General features: G+C 43.9%; 17 protein-coding genes. 8 read left to right on the top strand and 9 right to left on the bottom strand.

Annotation, left to right across the window (positions count from 1 at the left end; genetic code table 11):
• Window positions 1-20 precede the first annotated feature (20 nt).
• Both HYN43_RS21180 and HYN43_RS21175 read right to left on the bottom strand, forming a co-directional pair.
• Window positions 21-1,172 carry an FAD-dependent oxidoreductase gene (locus HYN43_RS21180; protein WP_119405938.1) on the bottom strand — a complete coding sequence of 384 codons (1,152 nt, stop codon included), beginning with the start codon at window positions 1,170-1,172 and terminating at the stop codon, window positions 21-23.
• 9 nt (window positions 1,173-1,181) lie between these two features.
• Window positions 1,182-1,778 (bottom strand): TetR/AcrR family transcriptional regulator, encoded by a 597-nt coding sequence (locus tag HYN43_RS21175; RefSeq protein ID WP_119405937.1) that lies wholly within the window; start codon window positions 1,776-1,778, stop codon window positions 1,182-1,184.
• Between the two features lie 156 nt (window positions 1,779-1,934).
• On the opposite strand from HYN43_RS21175, the gene HYN43_RS31005 reads away from it, so the two are divergent.
• The 4 genes from HYN43_RS31005 (at window position 1,935) to HYN43_RS21165 (ending at window position 3,874) form a co-directional block, all read left to right on the top strand.
• Window positions 1,935-2,177 (top strand): DUF6934 family protein, encoded by a 243-nt coding sequence (locus HYN43_RS31005; RefSeq protein ID WP_425373690.1) that lies wholly within the window; start codon window positions 1,935-1,937, stop codon window positions 2,175-2,177.
• Window positions 2,131-2,367, top strand: coding sequence for a DUF6934 family protein (locus tag HYN43_RS30810; protein WP_245446973.1), 237 nt, complete (start codon window positions 2,131-2,133; stop codon window positions 2,365-2,367). Before HYN43_RS31005 ends, HYN43_RS30810 begins: the two co-directional genes overlap by 47 nt.
• Before the next feature lie 40 nt (window positions 2,368-2,407).
• On the top strand, window positions 2,408-2,533 hold the full coding sequence (locus tag HYN43_RS30915; protein ID WP_281024299.1) for a hypothetical protein: 126 nt from the start codon (window positions 2,408-2,410) through the stop codon (window positions 2,531-2,533).
• A gap of 150 nt (window positions 2,534-2,683) precedes the next feature.
• Window positions 2,684-3,874, top strand: a complete 1,191-nt coding sequence (locus HYN43_RS21165; protein ID WP_245447287.1) for an IS256 family transposase — start codon at window positions 2,684-2,686, stop codon at window positions 3,872-3,874.
• A 103-nt stretch (window positions 3,875-3,977) separates the two neighbouring features.
• Here HYN43_RS21165 and HYN43_RS21160 read toward each other — a convergent pair whose 3' ends face one another.
• Genes HYN43_RS21160 through HYN43_RS21150 form a run of 3 tightly spaced genes read right to left on the bottom strand, consistent with a single transcriptional unit; the run spans window position 3,978 to window position 6,931 of the window.
• Window positions 3,978-5,165, bottom strand: a complete 1,188-nt coding sequence (locus tag HYN43_RS21160) for an alginate lyase family protein (RefSeq protein WP_119405935.1) — start codon at window positions 5,163-5,165, stop codon at window positions 3,978-3,980.
• Window positions 5,166-5,204: 39 nt separating this feature from the next.
• Entirely contained in the window at window positions 5,205-5,915 is a 711-nt protein-coding gene (locus HYN43_RS21155) for a LytR/AlgR family response regulator transcription factor (protein WP_119405934.1), read from the bottom strand.
• Window positions 5,912-6,931, bottom strand: a complete 1,020-nt coding sequence (locus tag HYN43_RS21150) for a sensor histidine kinase (RefSeq protein WP_119405933.1) — start codon at window positions 6,929-6,931, stop codon at window positions 5,912-5,914. The genes HYN43_RS21155 and HYN43_RS21150 overlap by 4 nt, the downstream gene beginning before the upstream one ends.
• A gap of 235 nt (window positions 6,932-7,166) precedes the next feature.
• Between HYN43_RS21150 and HYN43_RS21145 the strand changes: the two genes are divergently transcribed.
• Complete coding sequence (locus HYN43_RS21145) at window positions 7,167-7,979, top strand: DUF3108 domain-containing protein (RefSeq protein WP_119405932.1); 813 nt, start codon at window positions 7,167-7,169, stop codon at window positions 7,977-7,979.
• Window positions 7,980-8,068: 89 nt separating this feature from the next.
• Here HYN43_RS21145 and HYN43_RS21140 read toward each other — a convergent pair whose 3' ends face one another.
• The 3 genes from HYN43_RS21140 to HYN43_RS21130 form a co-directional block, all read right to left on the bottom strand.
• Window positions 8,069-9,457 carry a glycosyl hydrolase family 18 protein gene (locus HYN43_RS21140; RefSeq protein WP_119405931.1) on the bottom strand — a complete coding sequence of 463 codons (1,389 nt, stop codon included), beginning with the start codon at window positions 9,455-9,457 and terminating at the stop codon, window positions 8,069-8,071.
• Between the two features lie 216 nt (window positions 9,458-9,673).
• The gene (locus HYN43_RS21135; RefSeq protein WP_119405930.1) at window positions 9,674-11,086 is read right to left on the bottom strand and encodes a glycosyl hydrolase family 18 protein; all 1,413 of its coding nucleotides are present in this window, start codon (window positions 11,084-11,086) and stop codon (window positions 9,674-9,676) included.
• Between the two features lie 367 nt (window positions 11,087-11,453).
• Complete coding sequence (locus HYN43_RS21130) at window positions 11,454-12,623, bottom strand: alginate lyase family protein (protein WP_119405929.1); 1,170 nt, start codon at window positions 12,621-12,623, stop codon at window positions 11,454-11,456.
• A gap of 311 nt (window positions 12,624-12,934) precedes the next feature.
• Between HYN43_RS21130 and HYN43_RS21125 the strand changes: the two genes are divergently transcribed.
• On the top strand, window positions 12,935-13,465 hold the full coding sequence (locus tag HYN43_RS21125; protein WP_119405928.1) for an OmpA family protein: 531 nt from the start codon (window positions 12,935-12,937) through the stop codon (window positions 13,463-13,465).
• Window positions 13,466-13,527: 62 nt separating this feature from the next.
• Here the strand turns inward: HYN43_RS21125 and HYN43_RS21120 are convergent, their stop codons facing one another.
• Window positions 13,528-13,995: a DinB family protein gene (locus tag HYN43_RS21120; protein WP_119405927.1), complete on the bottom strand. Its 468-nt coding sequence runs from the start codon at window positions 13,993-13,995 to the stop codon at window positions 13,528-13,530.
• A gap of 146 nt (window positions 13,996-14,141) precedes the next feature.
• On the opposite strand from HYN43_RS21120, the gene HYN43_RS21115 reads away from it, so the two are divergent.
• Window positions 14,142-17,645, top strand: coding sequence for a carboxypeptidase-like regulatory domain-containing protein (locus HYN43_RS21115; RefSeq protein ID WP_119405926.1), 3,504 nt, complete (start codon window positions 14,142-14,144; stop codon window positions 17,643-17,645).
• Window positions 17,646-18,001: 356 nt separating this feature from the next.
• Complete coding sequence (locus HYN43_RS21110) at window positions 18,002-19,717, top strand: arylsulfatase (protein ID WP_119409060.1); 1,716 nt, start codon at window positions 18,002-18,004, stop codon at window positions 19,715-19,717.
• Window positions 19,718-19,722 lie beyond the last annotated feature (5 nt).

Raw genomic sequence — 19,722 nt, 5'->3', positions numbered from 1 at the left:
AATAAACTATTATAGTTTTACTATTCCTCCAGTCTGAACATCGCCACCAAATTTTTCAATCCATCCGCAGAATGTAGCGATTTCGTCTGCTCCAATGTAACAACCGCGGTTTCAGATGCCCTTGCTCTCATCTGCTTTTCATAAGCTGCTATCGCATCATGTACATTTGCATAATCATCATTTAACAAACATCCAGCCAGCTCTAAAGCATCAAGCATGGCCATGTTCACGCCTTCTCCGGCGTAAGGTGGCATCAGGTGGGCGGCATCACCCAGCATGGTGAGGTTAGGCAGCGCATCCCAGGTTTGATCCAATGGCATGCAATATTGCGGGCGTGGGATAAATACCGGTTCGGCGTTTACAAAAAGCTCATCCCAAATGTTACTCCACCCGGTAAACTCCTGTTTAAACCAGGCAAATACCTCTGCTTTATTTTTAAAATCGATCCCGCTATCCTGCAACCATGTTTCGGCAGTTTTCAGGCCCGCGTAAAATACCAAACTGCCATCGCCTTTCGAACTTACTATCAGCGTTTTTTCATCGCCCATGGCAAATATTTTACCGCCATTTAAAAGTTGATGAATTTGAGGACTGTTCGCCTCCGAATTATAAACAGCACCTTCAATCACGCTGATCCCGGCATAAAAAGGTTTTATAGGAGTAATGTAAGGACGGATTTTTGAATTGGCACCATCGGCGGCAATCACTATATCGGCATAAGCTACTGTCCCATTTTTAAACCCGAGTTTAATTGTGTCATCGTGTTCGCTAAGCGAAACAAATTGGCTATCCCAAACCACGGTATCAGGTTGCAGAGATTCGAGCAGGATTTTTCTTAAGGGCCCGCGGTCAATTTCGGGGCGGTTGTATGAGCCGCCTTCGGCGCCATGTTCGTCCAAAACAATAGTGCCGCTTTTATCCGTAACTCTGAGTCTATCGGCTCCGGGGCGGTAATTGGCGTTAAAGGCCTCCATCAGTCCGGCCACTTCTAAAGCTTTCAGGCCCGATTCTTCATGCAGATCGAGCGTGGCACCCTGTACCCGCTTATCTTTATTAGCGTCGCGCTCATACACTTTTACGGTAGGTCCGTTCATCTGCAAAAGACGGGCAAGCGTAAGCCCTCCGGGACCGCCACCTACAATGGCTATGTTTTTGTTTTTAATCGCTTTCATTGTTGTTTATTATTTTAAAAGGCCTTTTATTACGATATCGCAGCATTCGGCTACAACATCGGTCGTAATGATCTGCCGGGGCCTTTCGGCATGATCAAAGTATTCATTCACCAGTTCAAGAAGTGGAGAGAAGAGCAATGCCCGCTGCACATCAAAAGGCAGATCGCAGATTATTCCCTCTTTTACATTAGCCTCCATAAAGCGGTGGATTGGCGCAAAAAACTGCCCCTGCTGAATGTTTTCCCTTTGATAAGCTTTATTCAATAAAGGCGAGGATTTGCCGTATAGCATCAGCGAAAAATGCGGCTTGTTATTTTTAAGATATTCAAAGGCGTTGAACCATAGTTTTTTAACACCTGTCGAAAAATTCATTTGCTCATCAAAATCTTTCAGAATAGCGGCTTCATAAGCGCCTAAGACTTCGGTGATGAAAAGCTTGATCAGTAGGTCCTCTTTATCCTCATACTTAATGTAGATGGTGCGCGGAGACACCCCGGCTGCTTTGGCCAGTTTTTGCATGCTCAGATTTTCGAGGCCTTCTGTAGCGATGATCTCCAATGCGATAGTGCGGATGGCTTGTTCTTTTTCTAAGTTTTTAGGGCGCATAAATTGTCAATTCAAATTCTGATACAATTATAAGTAAATGTTTATTTATTTATAATGTTTTTTTAAAATTATGACAATTAGAGATAAACCGACTGTTGTTATGATTTTTAAATTTTTGCTATAAATTAGAATCGGCTTAAACCGAAATACTTTTAAATGAATCTACAGCGATACGAATATTTTAGCAGCGATTACAAAGCATATCAATTTTATAGTGAAGGCCCTAAAGGGAGAATTAAAAAAGTTGTAACGTTTTTTAAGATTCAAAATGATCCTATTGTTTACAATTTGGCCTTTGGAGATGAGGACTCCCAAACAGGTGTTGTAAGTGACACTATTGTCACAAATAACAATGACAAAAAATATGGTGCTTGCCATAGTAGCCAATACTATAAATGATTTTTGTGACCATTTTGGCAATCATTTAATATATGCCGAAGGTAGTACACCTGCCAGAACACGGTTATATCAAATTGGAATTTCTGGACTGTTGGATGAACTTATTAAAGATTTTGATGTTTATGGAGTGAAGAATGCAGAGGTGTATAAGTTTCGGAAAGATGTTAACTATGAGGCGTTTTTTTGTTAAAAGAAAACAAAAGAGTATATTTGATAAATAAGGAATTGTGATGGAAACTGTTAAACAAAATAAAAATAGGGCTGAAAACAGCAAAGCTATTTTCAGCAGCGATGTTAGAAGCTATGCTGATGAACCTTTTTTTGTGAAGAAGGCAGAGGACGCAAAAAAAAAGTAGCTAAACTGGTTTTACCCGGAGATAAAAAATAAATTAAGAAAGATAAAACGTAAAAGAGAGAGTGTAAAATAAACTGTGTCAAGCGTTAAATGTTAACTTAAAACACAGTTTAAGATGAAGAGAGAAGAAGAATCGCTCGAATACGAGCAAATGAAAAAGAAAGCCCTTGAGCAACTCCGCTCGGGCAAATCGCTTTATGGCAAGGATGGAGCCTTTGCACCGTTGCTAAAAAGTTTCCTTGATGCCGCCCTTGAGGCGGAATTGGAAAGCCATTTAGATGAAGCAGAACGCAGTTCAGGCAATCGCAGGAACGGTAAGACCAGTAAGAATATCCGAACCTCTGATGGCACCATATCTATTAGTACCCCTCGTGATCGCAATTCCAGTTTTGAACCCGAACTGATCCGCAAACGGGAAACGATATTAGCAGAAAGTCTTGAATCCAAGATCATCGGCATGTATGGACTGGGCATGAGTTTCCGCGATATATCAAAGCATATCAAAGACATGTATGATACAGATATCAGTCACAGTACCTTATCTGCTATAACAGATAAGATCATTCCTGAAGTAAAAGAATGGCAATCAAGGCCGCTGGATGAACTTTACACCATTGTTTGGCTGGATGCGATGCATTACAAGGTTAAAGAGGAACACCGCATGGTAGCGCATGCTGTTTATAACATTCTTGGTATTGACCGTCACGGTCACAAGGAGTTGTTAGGAATGTATGTATCTCAAAGCGAAGGCGCTAATTTTTGGTTAAGTGTATTGACCGACCTTCAAAACAGAGGTGTAAAAGACATCCTGATTGCTTGCATTGATAACCTCAATGGATTCCCACAGGCCATAAATACAGTATTCCCTCAAACAGAAATCCAGACCTGTATCGTCCACCAGATACGCAACAGCCTGAAGTACGTGGCTTCTAAAGATCAAAAAGTATTTATGAAAGATCTTAAGCCGGTGTACCAGGCAGAAACCCTCGAACTGGCAGAACTTCGTTTAGAGCAATTAGAAGAAAAGTGGGGTAAGAAATATGAAAAGGTATTGGAATCATGGCGTAATAACTGGTCGAAGCTGACCACGTATTTTCAGTATGATACCACTATTCGTAAACTGATCTATACCACCAATACCATCGAAGGGTTTCACCGGCAAATCAGAAAAGTAACCAAAACCAAGGGTGGTTTCACATCCGATATGGCTCTGTTAAAACTGATCTATCTGGCTCATAACAACATTAAACAAAAATGGACGATGCCACTTTCTAATTGGGCGACAACGGCCCAGAAGCTGGCCATTTGGTTTCCTGGGAGAATGATATTAGATTTGATGTAGCAATCAGCCCCTGCCGGCCCATGGGCCGGCAGGGGCTGACACAGTTTATTTTACAGACCCGTAAAAGACCGCATTTGCGGCCTTTTACGTTTTTAGATTGTACTTACTCCACTTCCAACTCCGTCGGAAACCTCTTAAACACCCCTCCAAAATTCAAATCAGGATATTGTTGGCTCGCCTTATCCATAATAAACTTTAACTGCTCATACTCAAACCCGGCTATCTGCTGGTTTTCCCATTTTTTTTCGCCGGATGCATAGGGGATCAACCACCTCACTGCCGCTTTTATTCCTTTTCCATCAGGTGTTTGCTTATGCCACAGGTCAATCCCTACGCGGTTGGCTAAAATTGCCAGCTGGCACCAGGCATAAAGGTTCATGTTCACATAATCCCACGATTTGGTTCGGGCCAGCTCAAGCGGCTGGGCTCCATCGGTGTTAAATTGTTTTTCTATACGGGGGATAGTGGTGTTTTGCAGCAGTTGTATTGCTGTTGTTTTATCACCAATAAAAAGTGAGTAATCAACAACCTGCACATCATAATACGAGCCATGGTTGTTGAGTTGCGAACGTTCGTCTTTACCGTTAGGGCTGTTTTGCAACCAGTTGTTGAACGCGGTAAACCAGGCCTGCATCTTTTCCGAAAATTTCACATCAATTGCGGGGTTGCCTTTTAACATGGCCAAAGCATCGGGTATAACGGTTAGTTCCCTGCTTTCAATAATGCCAATGCCCCGGCCATCATTAAGCCCGGGGATGTATTGCGCATAATTGAGGTTTGGGTTCATGCGGGTTTTAGCATTAACAAACCAGGTATACATCAGTAACCTGGCTTTGCGGGCGTACTTTTGGTTGCCGGTGTAATAGTAGGCGAAGGCGAGTTGCTTTACGGCAGTACACATGTCACCCAGTTGGCTGCGGTCATGCAGTTGATAAATCTCCGGGTTGCGTTCGCCATCTTTACGAATATAAGGCAAGCCATTGGGTTTTGATGGATCGGCCCACCAGTACGGGGCCTGGCTTACATAATCGTGTTTATCATTGCCTGGTGCAATCTTTGTTTTATTGTAGGTAACCGAGTATGGTTCTTTTGCAAGGGCGCTGTCGGCCCGGCCAATAATACTGTTTATTTTTGCAGTTGCTTCTTTATCCCCCAGGGCATACAATTGTTTCGATTTGATGAGCAATTGCTCATCAACCATTAAAAAGCTTGCCTTGTTTTGTGCAAAAGCATGCTGTAATAATAGGGTACAGGCTGCGATAAGCAGACCGAAGCGATTCATAAATTTCATAGGATGGCAAGCAAGGCTTTAGGCAGCCTTATCTATCTGCTAAAATATCCTTTTATTAATAATCGCCATAAAACCATCCTTAAATTTTTCGCTCACGGGGATATGCTTATCGGCTATGTAAATATGATTATCCTGAATTTTTACCAGTTGTTTGGTGTTTACGATGTAGGAGTTATGTACTCGTACAAACGGAGCCGAAAGCTGTTCTTCAATATCTTTAAGTCTGCGGTAAATCAGTAACTGCTCCTGTCCGGTAACCAGGCGCACATATTCTTTTTCTCCTTCAAAATATAAGATCTCATCCAACAAAATGCGACGCAGTACCTTGCCCGATTTTACAAAGAAATATCCCTCATCAGCAGTATCTGTTTTGTGCGCAACTGCTTCTGTTTTGCCAAAGTAAGCTTCAATTTTTTGCTGAGCTGCCAGAAAGCGTTTCAGGGTGATTGGTTTCAGCAGGTAATCGATAGTTTGATAGGCATAGCTTTCGGCAGCATATTCTGAATAAGCGGTTGTAAATACAATTTTAGTTTGCGATGGCAGTAAGCCGGCCAGTTCCATACCGGTAAGCTGCGGCATATTGATATCTAAAAAAATAAAATCAACCTTATTGGTTTTTAAAAAAGTCAGGGCCTCGAGCGCGTTATAACATTTGGCTTTAAGCTGCCATTGAGTACTTTGCTGCACCAGCATCTCGAGCAGGTTAACCGCGTTTGGCTCATCGTCGATAATAATGCAGCTTAAATTCATGATACCGGAATTTTTAAATAGGCGGCAAAGTTGTTGTTACTCTTATCTATTTTCAGTTCGAAGTTTTGCCCGTACAACATGGTTAGCCGTTGGGTTAAGTTAACAATGCCAAACCCGGTTGTCCGGTTGCCTGCTGTTTCGGTATGAATGGTATTATTGGTTTTAAAAAAAAGGTAGCCATTTTGTTGCACCAAAGATATGCCGATGAGGTTTTGCTCGCTCGATTTATCAATGCCGTGTTTAAAAATATTCTCTACAAAGGTCATGAGCAGCATGGGAGGGATACGGAGATCCGAACTGAAGCTTTTCTCAAAAAATACCACAACCTCATGCCTGATCCTTATTTTTTCTAAAGCTATGTAATTTTCAATGAATTGCACTTCGGTGCCGATGGCTACATCATCTTTGGGGCTTTCGTCAACAAAATACCGCATAATATCGCTCAGTCGCTCAATAAGTGCGGCTGTGCGGGGGGCTTCACGATAGGCTTCGTAGTAAATATTATTTAGTGTATTGAACAAAAAATGCGGTTGCACCTGCGATTTAAGCAGATTGAGTTCGGCCTGGCTTTTTTGTACCATAATCTCTTCGGTTTGCTGTTTCAGCTTAAAATAAGCTATCGCGATGCGGAAAATGAGACTTAACACAAAAATGAGTACCCCGCCCGATGCATATTTAATGATAGCCTCCTGGTTGATGGTTTCGGGCGTTTTTGCAAAATAGGTATTATAAACCCACATGCTCAGATACCCCCTGAGGATGCCGGTGCCCCCTATAAAAATAATTACCAGCAGCACATACCAAACATACCTGCCTTTTTGATAAAATACCGGGAACAGGAACAGGATATTACCGTAGATGATAACAGCGTAAAACGCCATATTCAAAATGGTGTAAACAGCCGATTGTGCTGCGCCATCCATCGGCAGATAAGAAAAAAATAGCAGCAGCGATACCGCCAGCCATACCAAGAGCTGGAGTTGAACAATGCCTGGCTTGCCTTTAAACAATTGCATGTTTTAAAAATACGAAGCTTTTTGCTGGTTGAAATGTGTTTTAAACAGATGCCCACATTTATTCAATAATTATCCTTCTGTTTTCAATAAAACCTGTTAAGGGCAGGTTATTGAATAATTGCAGGCGAGGGCTAAAAATAAAACAGGGAATGTTTAACAGGTTTTAGCAGGTGATTGATAAACGGCAGCTTTGAACTGTTAACAGAAATTATCCTTATCAAAACAAATAATTATTATGAAAACTGAACATTTGGCCGAAAAAATAGCAGCGCTTGGTTTAACTCTTTTGTTACTGCTATCGCATACACCTAAAGTATTTGCCCAGGTCGATACCATCCGCGTACAAGATAAACGTCTTAACACAGCAAACCTTAAACCCGGTTTAAAACAATACATGGTGTACTTTCAAAATGCAAAAGATAACCACAGCCTGAAATTTTGGCTTTGGCTGCGCGATATCAACCTGGAAAGCCGTAACGGAGAGAAAGTATTTACGGTAACCCAGCATTGGTATGGTAACGACAGCACATCATACCGTTCTATTTATTCGGTAAACAAAGCTGCCGATTTTGCGCCTGTTTATCACGCTGAAACTATCGGCAAAAAAACAAAAGCTTTTAACTGGTTTGCCGATAGGGTGGTAAGTGCCGATACAACTGCCAATAACGAGGCCAAAAACTTTAAATTTGATTTCCCCTTTGCCAATTTTAACTGGAACCTGGATATCGAAACTTTTGAGATGCTGACCCTGGCCGAAGGTAAAAGTTTTGCCATTCCGTTTTTTGAAGCCGGGATGCCCGCTCCGCTTTATGTACTATATAAAGTAACCGGTAGTGAAGTAATTACCACGTTGGATGGCAATAAGGTTGATTGCTGGAAGCTGTATAATGAAAGTGATTATAACGGCCGTCACTTTACCGAAACCTATTGGATCAGCAAAAAAAAACATGAGTTTTTAAAGGAAGAGGATGCTTTTGGGGGAGGTTACCGGTATAAAGTTAAAATGATGGGTGCAGCAGTGAATTTGCTGCCAAGGTTTGCGAAGTAAAACATATATCTACAAAAACTCTGAAAAACAGCCGGGGCTATAATCGACAGATTATAGCCCCGGCCTTGTTACAGATCAGTTAATAGTTTTTATTGATTCAGCCCGAAAGCTTCCCAGCCCGATGCGGTGGCGCGGTTACAGGTCATGGCCTGGGTGCCGTTCTCGCTCGAAATAAATTTGCCGTTGTTGCCGCGCAGGGTGATCTTACCATCGGTGGTTACTATCCAGTCAAATTTTTCCCAGTCGCCCGGTGTGGTGCGGTTACAGGTGATAGCTTGTGTACCGTTTTCTGATGATACGTATTTGCCCATGCTGCGCAGGTAAATTTTGCCTGCACCGGCATCAAGCACGGTAAAGTGTTCCCAATCGCCGGCAGTAGTGCGGGTACAGGTCATGGCTGTGGTGCCGTTTTCCCCGCTTACGTATTTGTTGTTGAACCCTTTAAGCGATATTACTGTACCGATAGGCGGAGTTCCCGAAGGCGGAGTTGTACCGTTAATAACCGAATTAATGGCTGATAACAGGGAGTTAGCGCCTGTGGCATCCTGCGATAATTCCCACATCATGATACCACCGCCCTGGTTAATAGCCAGCGTGGTTTTGCTTTTAATGGTTGGGATTCCGTTGTAGCCAATACCATTCCAGCTATCAGAATTAGGGCTGCCGCCACCTGCCAAAATATCTGCGTAAGATGTATACGGCTCCCTGCCATAAAACGGAACGCCCAAAATAGCTTTGGCTTTAGGCAAACCCCTGCCAATCCAATAATTTAACGAAGTTTGGGCCAATGAATATGGCGAGTGGTTTGAACCGTCGCCATCATAAGCCATCAGGTTTAAAAAATCAACAACGCCAAAAACGCTGTTCAACACACCCGAGCCATCGTTAGATATTACAGCAGCTGTAAGCAGTTTACCCTGGTTATGCAGCGCGGTGCTTAATGATGACATCAGCGCAGCGTAGTTATTGGCCGAAGCGCCGTCGTCCGGGTATTCCCAGTCGATATCGATACCATCCAGGTTGTACTGGTTGGCAAAGTTTACCAGGTTGGTTACAAAGTTATTGCGCGATGTAGCATTGGCTGCCAGGGTTTCGAAAGCGCTGTCGTTACCATCGTTCCAGCCGCCGAATGATACCAATACTTTTACGCCATTGGCATGACCGGTTGATACCAGGCTTTGCAGTTTGGATACATTATCAACCGGACCAATACCACCCGAAGTAGTAGGTTGCACAAAGGCATAGTTAACATGCGTTAATTTTGAAAACTGCACCGAGCTAACGGCACCAGCCCAGCTTGGCAGGTAGCCCACTACCTTAAAGCCGGGAACGGCATCAACGTTAACAGCTTTTTGAGGTGCATTATCAACCGGACCATTAGGCTGATTTGGCGAAAAATTATCCTTGCGACACGATGACAGTGCAAAGAACACTACTGCTATACACCATAGCAGGCGGGAGTTTAAGGTTTTTTTCATAAAGGGTTGTTTTATTGGTGGATGGATGTGTGTTTGCAGGGCTATAAAAAAGCTTTTTCCAATTCCCTCTCCTCGGGAGGGGTGCGATTGGATGTGCGGTGGCAGGGAGGGGTTTATACGCCATGCTAACTGATTAGCATATCGTTGAAACCCCTCCCTACACCCTCCCTGGGGAGGGAATCGCACATTCCCGCGCTTTTACGAACGCCTATTCGCTTACTGGTTCAATCCAAAAGCTTCCCAGCCCGATGCTGTTGCACGGTTACAGGTCATGGCTTGGGTGCCGTTTTCGCTCGAGATGAACTTGCCGTTGTTGCCGCGCAGGGTGATTTTACCGTCGGTGGTAACTATCCAGTCAAATTTTTCCCAGTCGCCTGGAGTGGTGCGGTTGCAGGTGATAGCCTGAGTGCCGTTTTCTGATGATACGTATTTGCCCATGCTGCGCAGGTAAATTTTGCCTGCACCGGCATCAAGTACAGTGAAGTGTTCCCAATCGCCGGCGGTGGTGCGGTTACAGTTCATGGCCTGGGTACCGTTTTCGCCGCTTACGTATTTGTTGTTGAAACCTTTAAGTGAGATCACGGTACCGATAGGCGGCGAGTTTGGAGGAGTTGTTGTGCCACCGGTAATGATGGAGTTCATGGCCGATAACAGGGAGTTGGCACCCGAAGCATCGCCCCCCAGATCCCAGATCATCATACCACCAGCCTGGTTAAGTGCCAACGTGGTTTTACTTTTAATGGTTGGGATGCCGTTATAACCATAAGTTTGAAAGGTATCCGAGTTTGGACTACCGCCCATGCTCAGAATCTCGTTATAGTTTTTGGTGGCATAATCATACCGGTTATCCCTTGCATAAAACGGAACACCCAATATGGTTTTGGCAGCAGGTAAGCCACGGCCTGCCCAGTAGCTTAAACAATCAACAGCCGATTGATAGGTAGAGTGCTGGTAATTGTTGTCATCATAATCCATAATGTTAATCCAATCCAATATGGTGAACATGCTGTTGGTTACGTATGATGCACCAACCGAAATAGAAGCAATGGTACACAGCTTACCGCCATTGTGCATAGCAGTTGAAAGTTGCTGCAGCAAGGTATAGAAATTATTAGTTTCGGTACCTGCCGATGGAAATTCCCAGTCGATATCAACACCATCCACATTGTACTGGTTGCAAAAATTAACCATGTTGTTAACAAAAGTGGTACGATAGCCGGAATTGGCAACAATAGAGTGGAAGGCATCGCCGCCGCCACCTCCGCCAACAGATATGATCACTTTTACGTTGTTATTGTGGGCGGTAGTAACCAGGCTGGTAAACTTCGACAGGTTATCCAGCGGATTTAACCCGCCCGAGTTAGTTGGCGTAAGGAAAGCGTAGTTAATGTGGGTTAGCTTGCTGTACTGCACGGTGTTAACATCGCCCTGCCAGCTGGGCAGGTAACCGATCACCTTAAAGGAAGCAATGGGCACGGCGTTGTTTACCGATACCGCTTTGCTGTCATTACCCTGCGCAGGGTCACTTCCTGTTTTAAACTGGTTCATGTTGTCCTTTTTACAGGAAGATAAACCCGCGAGTACGGCCAGCGTAAGGCCGAGGAGATAGGAGTTAAATTTTGATCTCATAAGTTAAATTGTTAAGCGTGTTTTGATGTGTTTATTTAGGTATATAATTGGCCTTGTAATAAAAACATCACCTGTTAACTAAATTCATGATACTTATGAATATCATATACTAATATCAGGAAAAGGGCGTTAATAGGTATTATTGATGTTTTGGTATGAGTAAAATTATATAAACATCTTATTATAAATACCTTATAATAGGCCCAATACGGCTTAATCGCAAGCGTAGTAGTGCTTTTGTAGTGTGAACCCAACACGGAAACAGGGCTTTTGCAGCGAAATTTTTTTTTGGCGATACGCTTAACTCACAGTTTATTTATTGTTTTTTGATGGAAAACCATGTTTTTCAGTCACTTGCCTTACCCGCTTAAAACCAGATAAGCGGGTGCCGGATAGGTAAATTGCGGATAACTTCCTCAACCTTAGGGTTATGGTCTAAATTTTTCCAGGTGTTTAGCCAGCTGTTTTCATGGTAAGCATCGGCACCGAATAATAAAAAAGGTTGCGCTACCGGCCAGTTATCCCAATACATTACATCGGGTTTTATTGTCCATTTGCTTTTATCGGCCACAAAAGGGTACAGGTAGGCGATTCCTTTTTTGATAGATTTGCCGTCGGCGGTTTCAAACTCCCATAAATTATCCTTTGGGGTTGATAAAATCTGGCAAAGCATGGTCATGGCATCCAGGTTAAAAATAGAATAGCCATAAGGTTTGGTGCGTTCCAGCTCCAAGGGGAAACTGCCATCGGTACCCATTTGCCTTGGCAGCAATACGGTTTTATATCTTAAGCGTAATGAATCAAGCACAACCTCATTATTGCACAGTTTGGCAAACGATGCTACCTGCATAGCCCAGCAGGTGGCATGGTTATTTTTAACCTCTTTTTCCTGGATGCCGGGTTTGCTGGTCATAAGCCATTCGGTATATATGGCAAACCATTGTTTTATACCGGCGGCGGTTTTGGTATCCATTGCTTTTTCCATTACAATAACACCCTGTGCAACTTCCATCAGGTGAATGGTATCAATAATGCCATAGTTACGGCCGGTAAACTGCCCTTTAACAGCCTGTGCAAACCAAAGGCTTGGGGTCATTACTGTTTCGGGATCAATAAACCAGGCTTTAAGGTGGATTACGGCCTGGTTTACATATTTAATATCCCCCGTAATTTTATAGGCCGATGCCAGCGCGCCTATAATTTTGCTGAAACGGATCATGGCCTGGCGGTGCTCCACAAAATTATAGGGGTTGGTGAGCCCGTCGCGGTTAATGTAGGGTCCATCGGGATTTTGAGGATTAGGCCAAAAATAATCCGCCTCCGAAAAAAAATCGTGCGCACCGCCGGCACTTCTTGGCGATGATGAGGCGGTAATGGTTATGGGTTGCTGCTGCATAGCCCAGGCGGCTTCGGTTAATACCTGTTTTTTAAGAATGGCTTCGGCGGCCTGCTCAACCGGAGATTTATCGGCTTGCATTTGCTTATTGGTAAATGCACAGCTTACTGCAATTAAAATAACAGCTAATAATTTTTTCATGGCGATGGTTATATTGGTGCGGCAAGATAAGGATAGGTGAGTAAACGAACGACAGCTTTACAAGATGTAGGGCATTTGAAGGGGGCCTTTTTTTCGCGCAAAGCCGCGAAGGCGCAAAGTTTGCCTGCAAAATCCCTTTACTCCCCTACGCCATCGCACGCCTAAAATCATCAGGCTATTTGTTAAATGGCATAACTATTGATTAAATAATCCACACCGTAACGTAAAAAGCGCCGTATGTGTATAAAAATACGGTAGCGCACTATTCACAATATGCCAACGTTTTTTATGTTTACACAAATACTTAGAATATGAAAACTCTAAAAACATCTTTATTTGCTCTTGCTATAGCTGTTTTAGCTATTACTACCCAGGCCTGTAAAACCAAAAAAGCTGTTGTGCAAACACCGCCGCCAGCTGCTCCTGCTCAGCCTGCCACTCCTGCTCCGCAACCTACACCTCCGCCGCCACCGGCTCCGCCTGCGCCACCTGCTCCGGCAAAGCCAGATTATAATTTCACCAATATCCAGTTCGAATTTAACTCAGCTGTGTTAAAAACGGCTTCATACCAAACTTTGGATCATATCGCTGCCGAGCTGAAAAAAGACCAATCGGTTAAGTTTATCCTTAATGGTAATGCATCTGCCGAGGGTACTGCCGAGCATAATCAGTCTTTATCTGTTGATAGGGCAAACTCGGTAAAACTTTACCTGATCAACAGCGGCGTTAAAGCCGACAACCTTACCGTTAAAGGCTGGGGCGAAAGCAAACCGATTGCCGATAATACTACCGAAGAGGGCCGCGTGTTAAACCGCCGCGTAGAAGTTAAGGTAGCTGAATAATAATCAAGCTTTTTTTAAATAGAAAGGCAGTCTGCAAAACAGGCTGCCTTTTTTATTACCGTTTATTGCGGCGCGTTTACCAGTTGAAAAATGGTAAAAAGGTGATGCGCCTCATGCAATACAAAAAACTCGAGCCATTTTACAATGGTAAGGTTCCCGTACCGGGGATGGATGCCTATGCGCGAAAGTTGGGAATCGCTGAGCTGCGTTATCAGGTTCAGTATGGTTACCCTGCCGGCCTCAATTGTATCAAGCAAATCTGTTAACGGCATCGAACGGTAGGGTGTAAACTCCGGGTCAAGGTCGCCGTTATACCTTTCAAATGCCGGGGTATCTTCATTAATGATCCGGTGCATCCGTTCAACAAATATTTTTTGATAAATGGCCAGGTGGGCTATGTTATCTAATGCGCTCCATTTACCCGGAGCCATTGGGGTGTTGAGTTGTTGGGTGCTCACCCCGGCAATTAATTGCTGAATGGCCTGGTGTTGGGTATTTAATCTTTGGGAGAGGGATGGGTAAATGTTCATGATGTTGGTACCAAAACGGAAAGTTAGTATAAATGGATGTATTGTTTGGAATAATAATATTAGGTAGCTTTATGCTGATTATAAACCACCTAAAGTGATTAACGCAGGTTAATTACTTTTCAATTATTACCTAAATCGTATACCAAATGTCCGGAAAGTTCACCTTCTTGTTCCTTTTGCTCCCGTTTAGTTGCCTTGCACAAATAAAAATAAGCGGGCGGGTTGTAAACGCAACCGATCATAAGCCGGTAGCCAACGCCAGCGTATTTTTGAGTAATGCAACGGTAGGAACTAAAACAGCGCCCGACGGAAGCTATGCGATGAGCAACGTTAAGAGCGGCAACTATGAACTTGTTGTTTCTGTAGTTGGCTTTGAAAGCTATAAAAAAATTATATCTGTTGTTGGTGAAAACATGATTGTGCCTGATATTATCCTCTCGCCTAAAACGTATGCGTTAGATGAGGTAGTAGTGAAGCAGCGTGGTGGCGCCGACCGAGAGAGATACCTCGAAATATTTAAAGAACAATTTTTGGGAAAATCAGGCCTGGCAGATCAATGTAAAATCTTAAATCCCGAAACGCTTGATTTTGCTTACGATGTTGATACGAAAACACTCACTGCATCATCAGTAGATTTTATTACCATCGAGAACCGGGGATTGGGTTACAGACTAAAATATCTTATCAGCAATTTCGCTTATAGTGATAAAGACATTTTTGCTCTGAAACTGCATTACGATGGCGAGGTGTTATTTGAAAGTTTAAAAGGAACAACCCAGGAGGAGGAACGCTGGAAGCTGGCCCGGTTGCAGGTTTATAAAGGTTCGATGATGCATTTTTTAAGAGCCTTGCAAAAAGGTGCCTTAAATAAAAATGGTTTCCGGGTGGTGCAATATGCCAATCCGCCACGTTTAGATGGCGGCAAACAGCAGGCAAGCAAAAAGAGGGGCAGTCCTTTGCTGATGAGTTTTCCGTTAACGGAAGCTGAGATAATGAAAGGCACCGATAAGCCAAATGTTTATGCACTTGGCTGCGATTTCGATTCGTTTCACATTACCTATAATGAAGGCGGGCGTTTCGGGAAGCATCCGCAGGTAAATAATCTAAATGCCGCCGATAATCACGAGGTTACCATTTTAAATTTTAATGCTGCATATGCGTTATTTGACGGCAGCGGCGCATTGCTTGATCCCAACGCAGTTTCGTACCGGGGGGCCTGGGGTAATGTTCGGGTAGCTGCACTTTTACCTGTAGATTATGAGCCATTAAACCAACCGGTGGCAAATAATAATCTGCCTGCAGCCGATATGGTAAACAAGCTTAAAAACTATAACGAACAGCATGCTATTGAAAAAGCTTACCTGCATTTTGATAAGCCCTATTATGCAGCCGGCGATACGGTTTATTTTAAAGCATATGTAACTGAAGGCGAAAACCATGAATTATCGGATCGCAGCGGGGTTTTACATGCGGAGTTGATCAATCCCGCAGGTAAAGTAAAACAGGAAATAGCACTGCAATTAAACAGCGGTATTGCCTGGGGCGATTTTGCCTTGCCCGATACCCTTCCGAAAGGCAATTACCGCATTCGCGCCTATACCCGATGGATGCGCAACAGCAATAACTTTTTTGAACGGGAGATAAAAGTAGGTGCGTTAGCAGGCGATAACCTACCGGAAAGCGCAACCAAACAACCCGCCACGACTGATTCCAAAACAGATCTGCAGTTTTTTGCCGAAAGCGGTACGTTTATTACCGGGCTTAACAATAAAATAGCTTTTAAGGCCGTAGCGGCTAACGGAAAAGGTATTGATGTTAAGGGCGCTGTTTTTGATAACGATAACAGGCAGGTAACCTCGTTTGCATCAACCCATTTAGGGATGGGCTATTTTATGCTAAACCCCGGATTGGGTAAAACTTACCGGGCGGTTTTTACCGATGCCACAGGCGTTGAACAAAGTATCCAATTGCCAAGGCCTTTGGATAAAGGTATCGCGTTAGCGGTTAATAATGATGATGTAGCAAAGGCATCGGTTAATATAAATGCTAACGATGCTTTTTACCGTGAAAATAAGGATAAAGCTTTGACACTGGTTATTTATTCGGGCGGTAAAGCGGTAACGGTATCCTGTAAGCTGGATAGCCAGAGCATCGCTCTTGATATTTTAAAACGGCGTTTAAAAACCGGCATCACCAGGATCACTTTATTTAATGATAATAGCGAACCGCTATGCGAACGGTTAATTTTTGTACAGAATTACGATCAGCTAAGCCTGGCTGTAAACAGCGATAAAAGCGGCTACAGGAGGCGTGAATTAACCAACCTTAGCTTTGATGTTAAAAACCGGGCAGGCAACGCTGCCATGGGGCATTTTTCGGTATCGGTTACTGATGAAGGTAAAGTGCCGGTAAATGAAAGTGATGAGCATACTATATTAACCAATTTGCTGCTAACCTCCGGTTTAAAAGGAAATGTGGAGCAGCCCAATTATTATTTTACCGGTATCAATGATGAAACGCAGCATAACCTCGACCTGGTGATGCTCACCAACGGTTACCGTGGATTTGAATGGAAACCTTTATTAAATAACAACTATCCGCCGACAGCTTTTCAACCCGAAAAAGGGCTTAGCATAAGCGGCGATGCTAAAACGCTTACCGGTAAAATGCTGAATGGAGGAACGGTATCCTTATTAAGATCATTCCCGGATACCCAATTATTAACCCAACCAATAAACAGTGACGGCAGCTTTAAGTTTAGCGATTTGATCTTTAGCGATTCGTGCATGTTTATTTTGCAGGCTGTAAATATCAAAGGTGCAAATACCACGAAGCTTACCTATAAAAAAGAAGAGATCCCCCTGGTATCTGCAATAAGCCGTGGCATGGCTCAGGATGTTAATTTATCGCTTAAAGATTACCTTGAAAACAGCAAGCTGAAATACGATGATTATCTGAAATACGATAAAGTTAAAATGCTTAAGCAGGTAAACATCCGCGCTGTAAAACGCAATGACAATTACCGCTCTTCGGCATTAGGCGGACCGGGAAATGCAGACCAGGTGATCCACATAGGCGATCTTCCTGCTTCAGGATCGTTATCTCAAATGCTGGCCTCGAGGGTACATAGTGAGCGGGCCCGTGGTTTACTAAAAAGTGATTTTGACGGCCTCATTCTTTTAGATGGTGTGCAGATTCCTTCTACAACATCCGATCCGCTGGACCCGCGCAGCCCGGTCGATATTATAAGTGCATCGGATGTTGAAACCGTGGAGTTTTTTTATGGGGCCAGTGCGGCAATATACGGTGTGCGGGGAGGCCACGGTGTAGTTGTGATCACTTCCAAAAACAGAGGGGGGGTAACATCCAAAGATATCCCATCAATAGGAATTTTGCCCATTACAGTTCCCGGTTTTTATAAAGCCCGGGTGTTTTACTCGCCAAAGTACCAAAGCCTTGAGCAAGCCGGTAACCGTCCCGATTTGCGCAGTACCATTTACTGGCAACCTGAATTGATTACCGATAAGGATGGCCATGCCTCATTAAGCTATTTTAACGCTGATGGTGCAGGGCCTTATCGCATAGTTATTGAAGGCATAGATGAAGATGGTAACCTGGGCAGGCAGGTGTACCGGTACAATGTGCAGTAGCCTGAAGCAGCCTCTGGTTTGGCTAACAGATCATTTCGTTACCCGGAGCGTTTACAAAATTTTGCAAATCTCGTGAGTCTCCCGCCTTTCAATTCGAAACTACTAACCCCGAAACAACTTAATGTTGTGGTGGTGCTGCTGCGTGAAAAAAAGTCCGCTTAGCGCCTTGTACAACAAAATTGATACGATTTCACCAACAATTGACCCGTTTTGTGTAAAAGGATTGTTTTAATTTGAACCGTGCAAAACTGTTCGGTGCGCGGTATGTTCGTACCTGCAACTTTCATTTGCTTTTATCTTTGGTGTTGGCGGAGCTAATTGATTTAGAAGGGGCCATCACAGAGGGTGTTAATACCATGAATAAACATAAATTATTTACCTGCTTATTTTTTATTTGTATTGGCGCGTCCGCTTTGATGGCCTGGCAGCGCGCGCCGGAAAATAAGCAGGCAATACCTCCAAAAAAACGCCCTAATATTATCGTAATTCTGGCCGATGACCTCGGGTTTTCAGATATTGGATGCTATGGAGGAGAAATAAAAACCCCCAATCTCGATTATCTTGCACAAAACGGCATCCGTTATACCCAATTTTATAATACATCGCGCTGCTGCCCAACAAGGGCCTCGTTGTTAACAGGATTATATAATCAGCAAGCAGGGATAGGCAAGATGACTGATGCTGAAGATGAGCCGGGATACCTCGGCCATATTACCGATAATGCTGTAACCCTTGCCGAGGTATTAAAATTTGCAGGTTATCACACCGCCATGTCGGGCAAATGGCATGTATCCAATACCAACGGGCAGCCTAACCCGCAGGATCAGTTAGCCTGGCTCAATCACCATAAAGATTACCCTGAGTTTTCGCCGGTAAGCCAATATCCTACCAACCGGGGTTTTGAAAAGTTTTTTGGTACGATATGGGGCGTGGTTGATTTTTATGATCCCTTTAGTTTGGTTAGCGGTACCACGCCGATAAAATCTGTCCCCAAAAACTACTATCATACCGACGCTATTAACGATACGGCTGTAGCTTATATAAAAGGCTACGCCAAATCGTCAAAGCCTTTCTTTTTGTATGTGGCCGAGAATGCCCCGCACTGGCCGCTTCAGGCCCTGCCCGAAGACATTACCAAATACAGGGATACTTACAAAGCCGGCTGGCAGGCCATCCGCGAAGCGAGGTACAAAAAAATGATAAAGCTGGGTTTGATCGACCCAACAAAAACAAAACTATCCGACCGCTGGAAGGGCGACCTTGACTGGGATAAAAACCCAACCAAACAATGGGATGCCATGGCCATGGCGGTACACGCGGCCATGATTGACAGGATGGATCAGGGCATTGGCCGTATCATTAACACACTGAAGCAAACCGGCCAACTGGATAATACGCTCATCGTTTTCCTGTCGGATAACGGAGCCAGTGCCGAAAATTGTGCGGCTTACGGGCCCGGCTTTGACCGCCCTAACGAAACCCGCGACGGCCGTGAAATAGTTTATGCTACCGAAAAACAAGTTATGCCAGGCCCCGAAACAACTTATGCATCCATAGGGCCGCGCTGGGCTAATGTGGCTAATACACCGTACGAGTACTGGAAGGCCGAATCGTACGAGGGTGGGGTGCATACGCCCATGATTGCTTTTTGGCCTAAAGGCATCCCGGCAAAAAAAGGCAGCTTCAATAGCAGTATAGGCCATGTGATGGATTTCATGAGCACTTTTGTTGAGTTGGCCGGAGCCAGATATCCGCAAACTTATAAAGGCCATACCATTCAGCCTACCACGGGCATTAGTTTAGTGCCAACCTTTAGCGGTAAACAAACTGCCGGTCATGAAGATTTGTTTAACGAACACTTTGGCGCCCGCTATGCGCGTTTGGGTAACTGGAAGCTGGTATCGTTAAGTAATGATACCACCTGGCATTTGTTTGATATGGCTAATGATAAAACCGAAACAACCGATTTGAGATCAGCATATCCGGCTAAAGTGCACCGGCTTGATAGCTTATGGCGCATTTGGGCTGGCACGCACAAGGTATTCCCGAAACCGGGTAATAAAAGTAAATAGTAAAT

This window comes from Mucilaginibacter celer (assembly GCF_003576455.2).
Taxonomy (GTDB): Bacteria; Bacteroidota; Bacteroidia; order Sphingobacteriales; family Sphingobacteriaceae; genus Mucilaginibacter; species Mucilaginibacter celer.
This window is presented reverse-complemented; position numbering and strand designations above follow the sequence as displayed.

Bases quoted from the DNA above. Each gene is read 5' to 3' on its own strand.
- HYN43_RS21180 (WP_119405938.1), bottom strand. From the start codon at position 1,172: ATGAAAGCGATTAAAAACAAAAACATAGCCATTGTAGGTGGCGGTCCC.
- HYN43_RS21175 (WP_119405937.1), bottom strand. From the start codon at position 1,778: ATGCGCCCTAAAAACTTAGAAAAAGAACAAGCCATCCGCACTATCGCA.
- HYN43_RS31005 (WP_425373690.1), top strand. From the start codon at position 1,935: ATGAATCTACAGCGATACGAATATTTTAGCAGCGATTACAAAGCATAT.
- HYN43_RS30810 (WP_245446973.1), top strand. From the start codon at position 2,131: ATGACAAAAAATATGGTGCTTGCCATAGTAGCCAATACTATAAATGAT.
- HYN43_RS30915 (WP_281024299.1), top strand. From the start codon at position 2,408: ATGGAAACTGTTAAACAAAATAAAAATAGGGCTGAAAACAGCAAAGCT.
- HYN43_RS21165 (WP_245447287.1), top strand. From the start codon at position 2,684: ATGAAAAAGAAAGCCCTTGAGCAACTCCGCTCGGGCAAATCGCTTTAT.
- HYN43_RS21160 (WP_119405935.1), bottom strand. From the start codon at position 5,165: ATGAAATTTATGAATCGCTTCGGTCTGCTTATCGCAGCCTGTACCCTA.
- HYN43_RS21155 (WP_119405934.1), bottom strand. From the start codon at position 5,915: ATGAATTTAAGCTGCATTATTATCGACGATGAGCCAAACGCGGTTAAC.
- HYN43_RS21150 (WP_119405933.1), bottom strand. From the start codon at position 6,931: ATGCAATTGTTTAAAGGCAAGCCAGGCATTGTTCAACTCCAGCTCTTG.
- HYN43_RS21145 (WP_119405932.1), top strand. From the start codon at position 7,167: ATGAAAACTGAACATTTGGCCGAAAAAATAGCAGCGCTTGGTTTAACT.
- HYN43_RS21140 (WP_119405931.1), bottom strand. From the start codon at position 9,457: ATGAAAAAAACCTTAAACTCCCGCCTGCTATGGTGTATAGCAGTAGTG.
- HYN43_RS21135 (WP_119405930.1), bottom strand. From the start codon at position 11,086: ATGAGATCAAAATTTAACTCCTATCTCCTCGGCCTTACGCTGGCCGTA.
- HYN43_RS21130 (WP_119405929.1), bottom strand. From the start codon at position 12,623: ATGAAAAAATTATTAGCTGTTATTTTAATTGCAGTAAGCTGTGCATTT.
- HYN43_RS21125 (WP_119405928.1), top strand. From the start codon at position 12,935: ATGAAAACTCTAAAAACATCTTTATTTGCTCTTGCTATAGCTGTTTTA.
- HYN43_RS21120 (WP_119405927.1), bottom strand. From the start codon at position 13,995: ATGAACATTTACCCATCCCTCTCCCAAAGATTAAATACCCAACACCAG.
- HYN43_RS21115 (WP_119405926.1), top strand. From the start codon at position 14,142: ATGTCCGGAAAGTTCACCTTCTTGTTCCTTTTGCTCCCGTTTAGTTGC.
- HYN43_RS21110 (WP_119409060.1), top strand. From the start codon at position 18,002: ATGAATAAACATAAATTATTTACCTGCTTATTTTTTATTTGTATTGGC.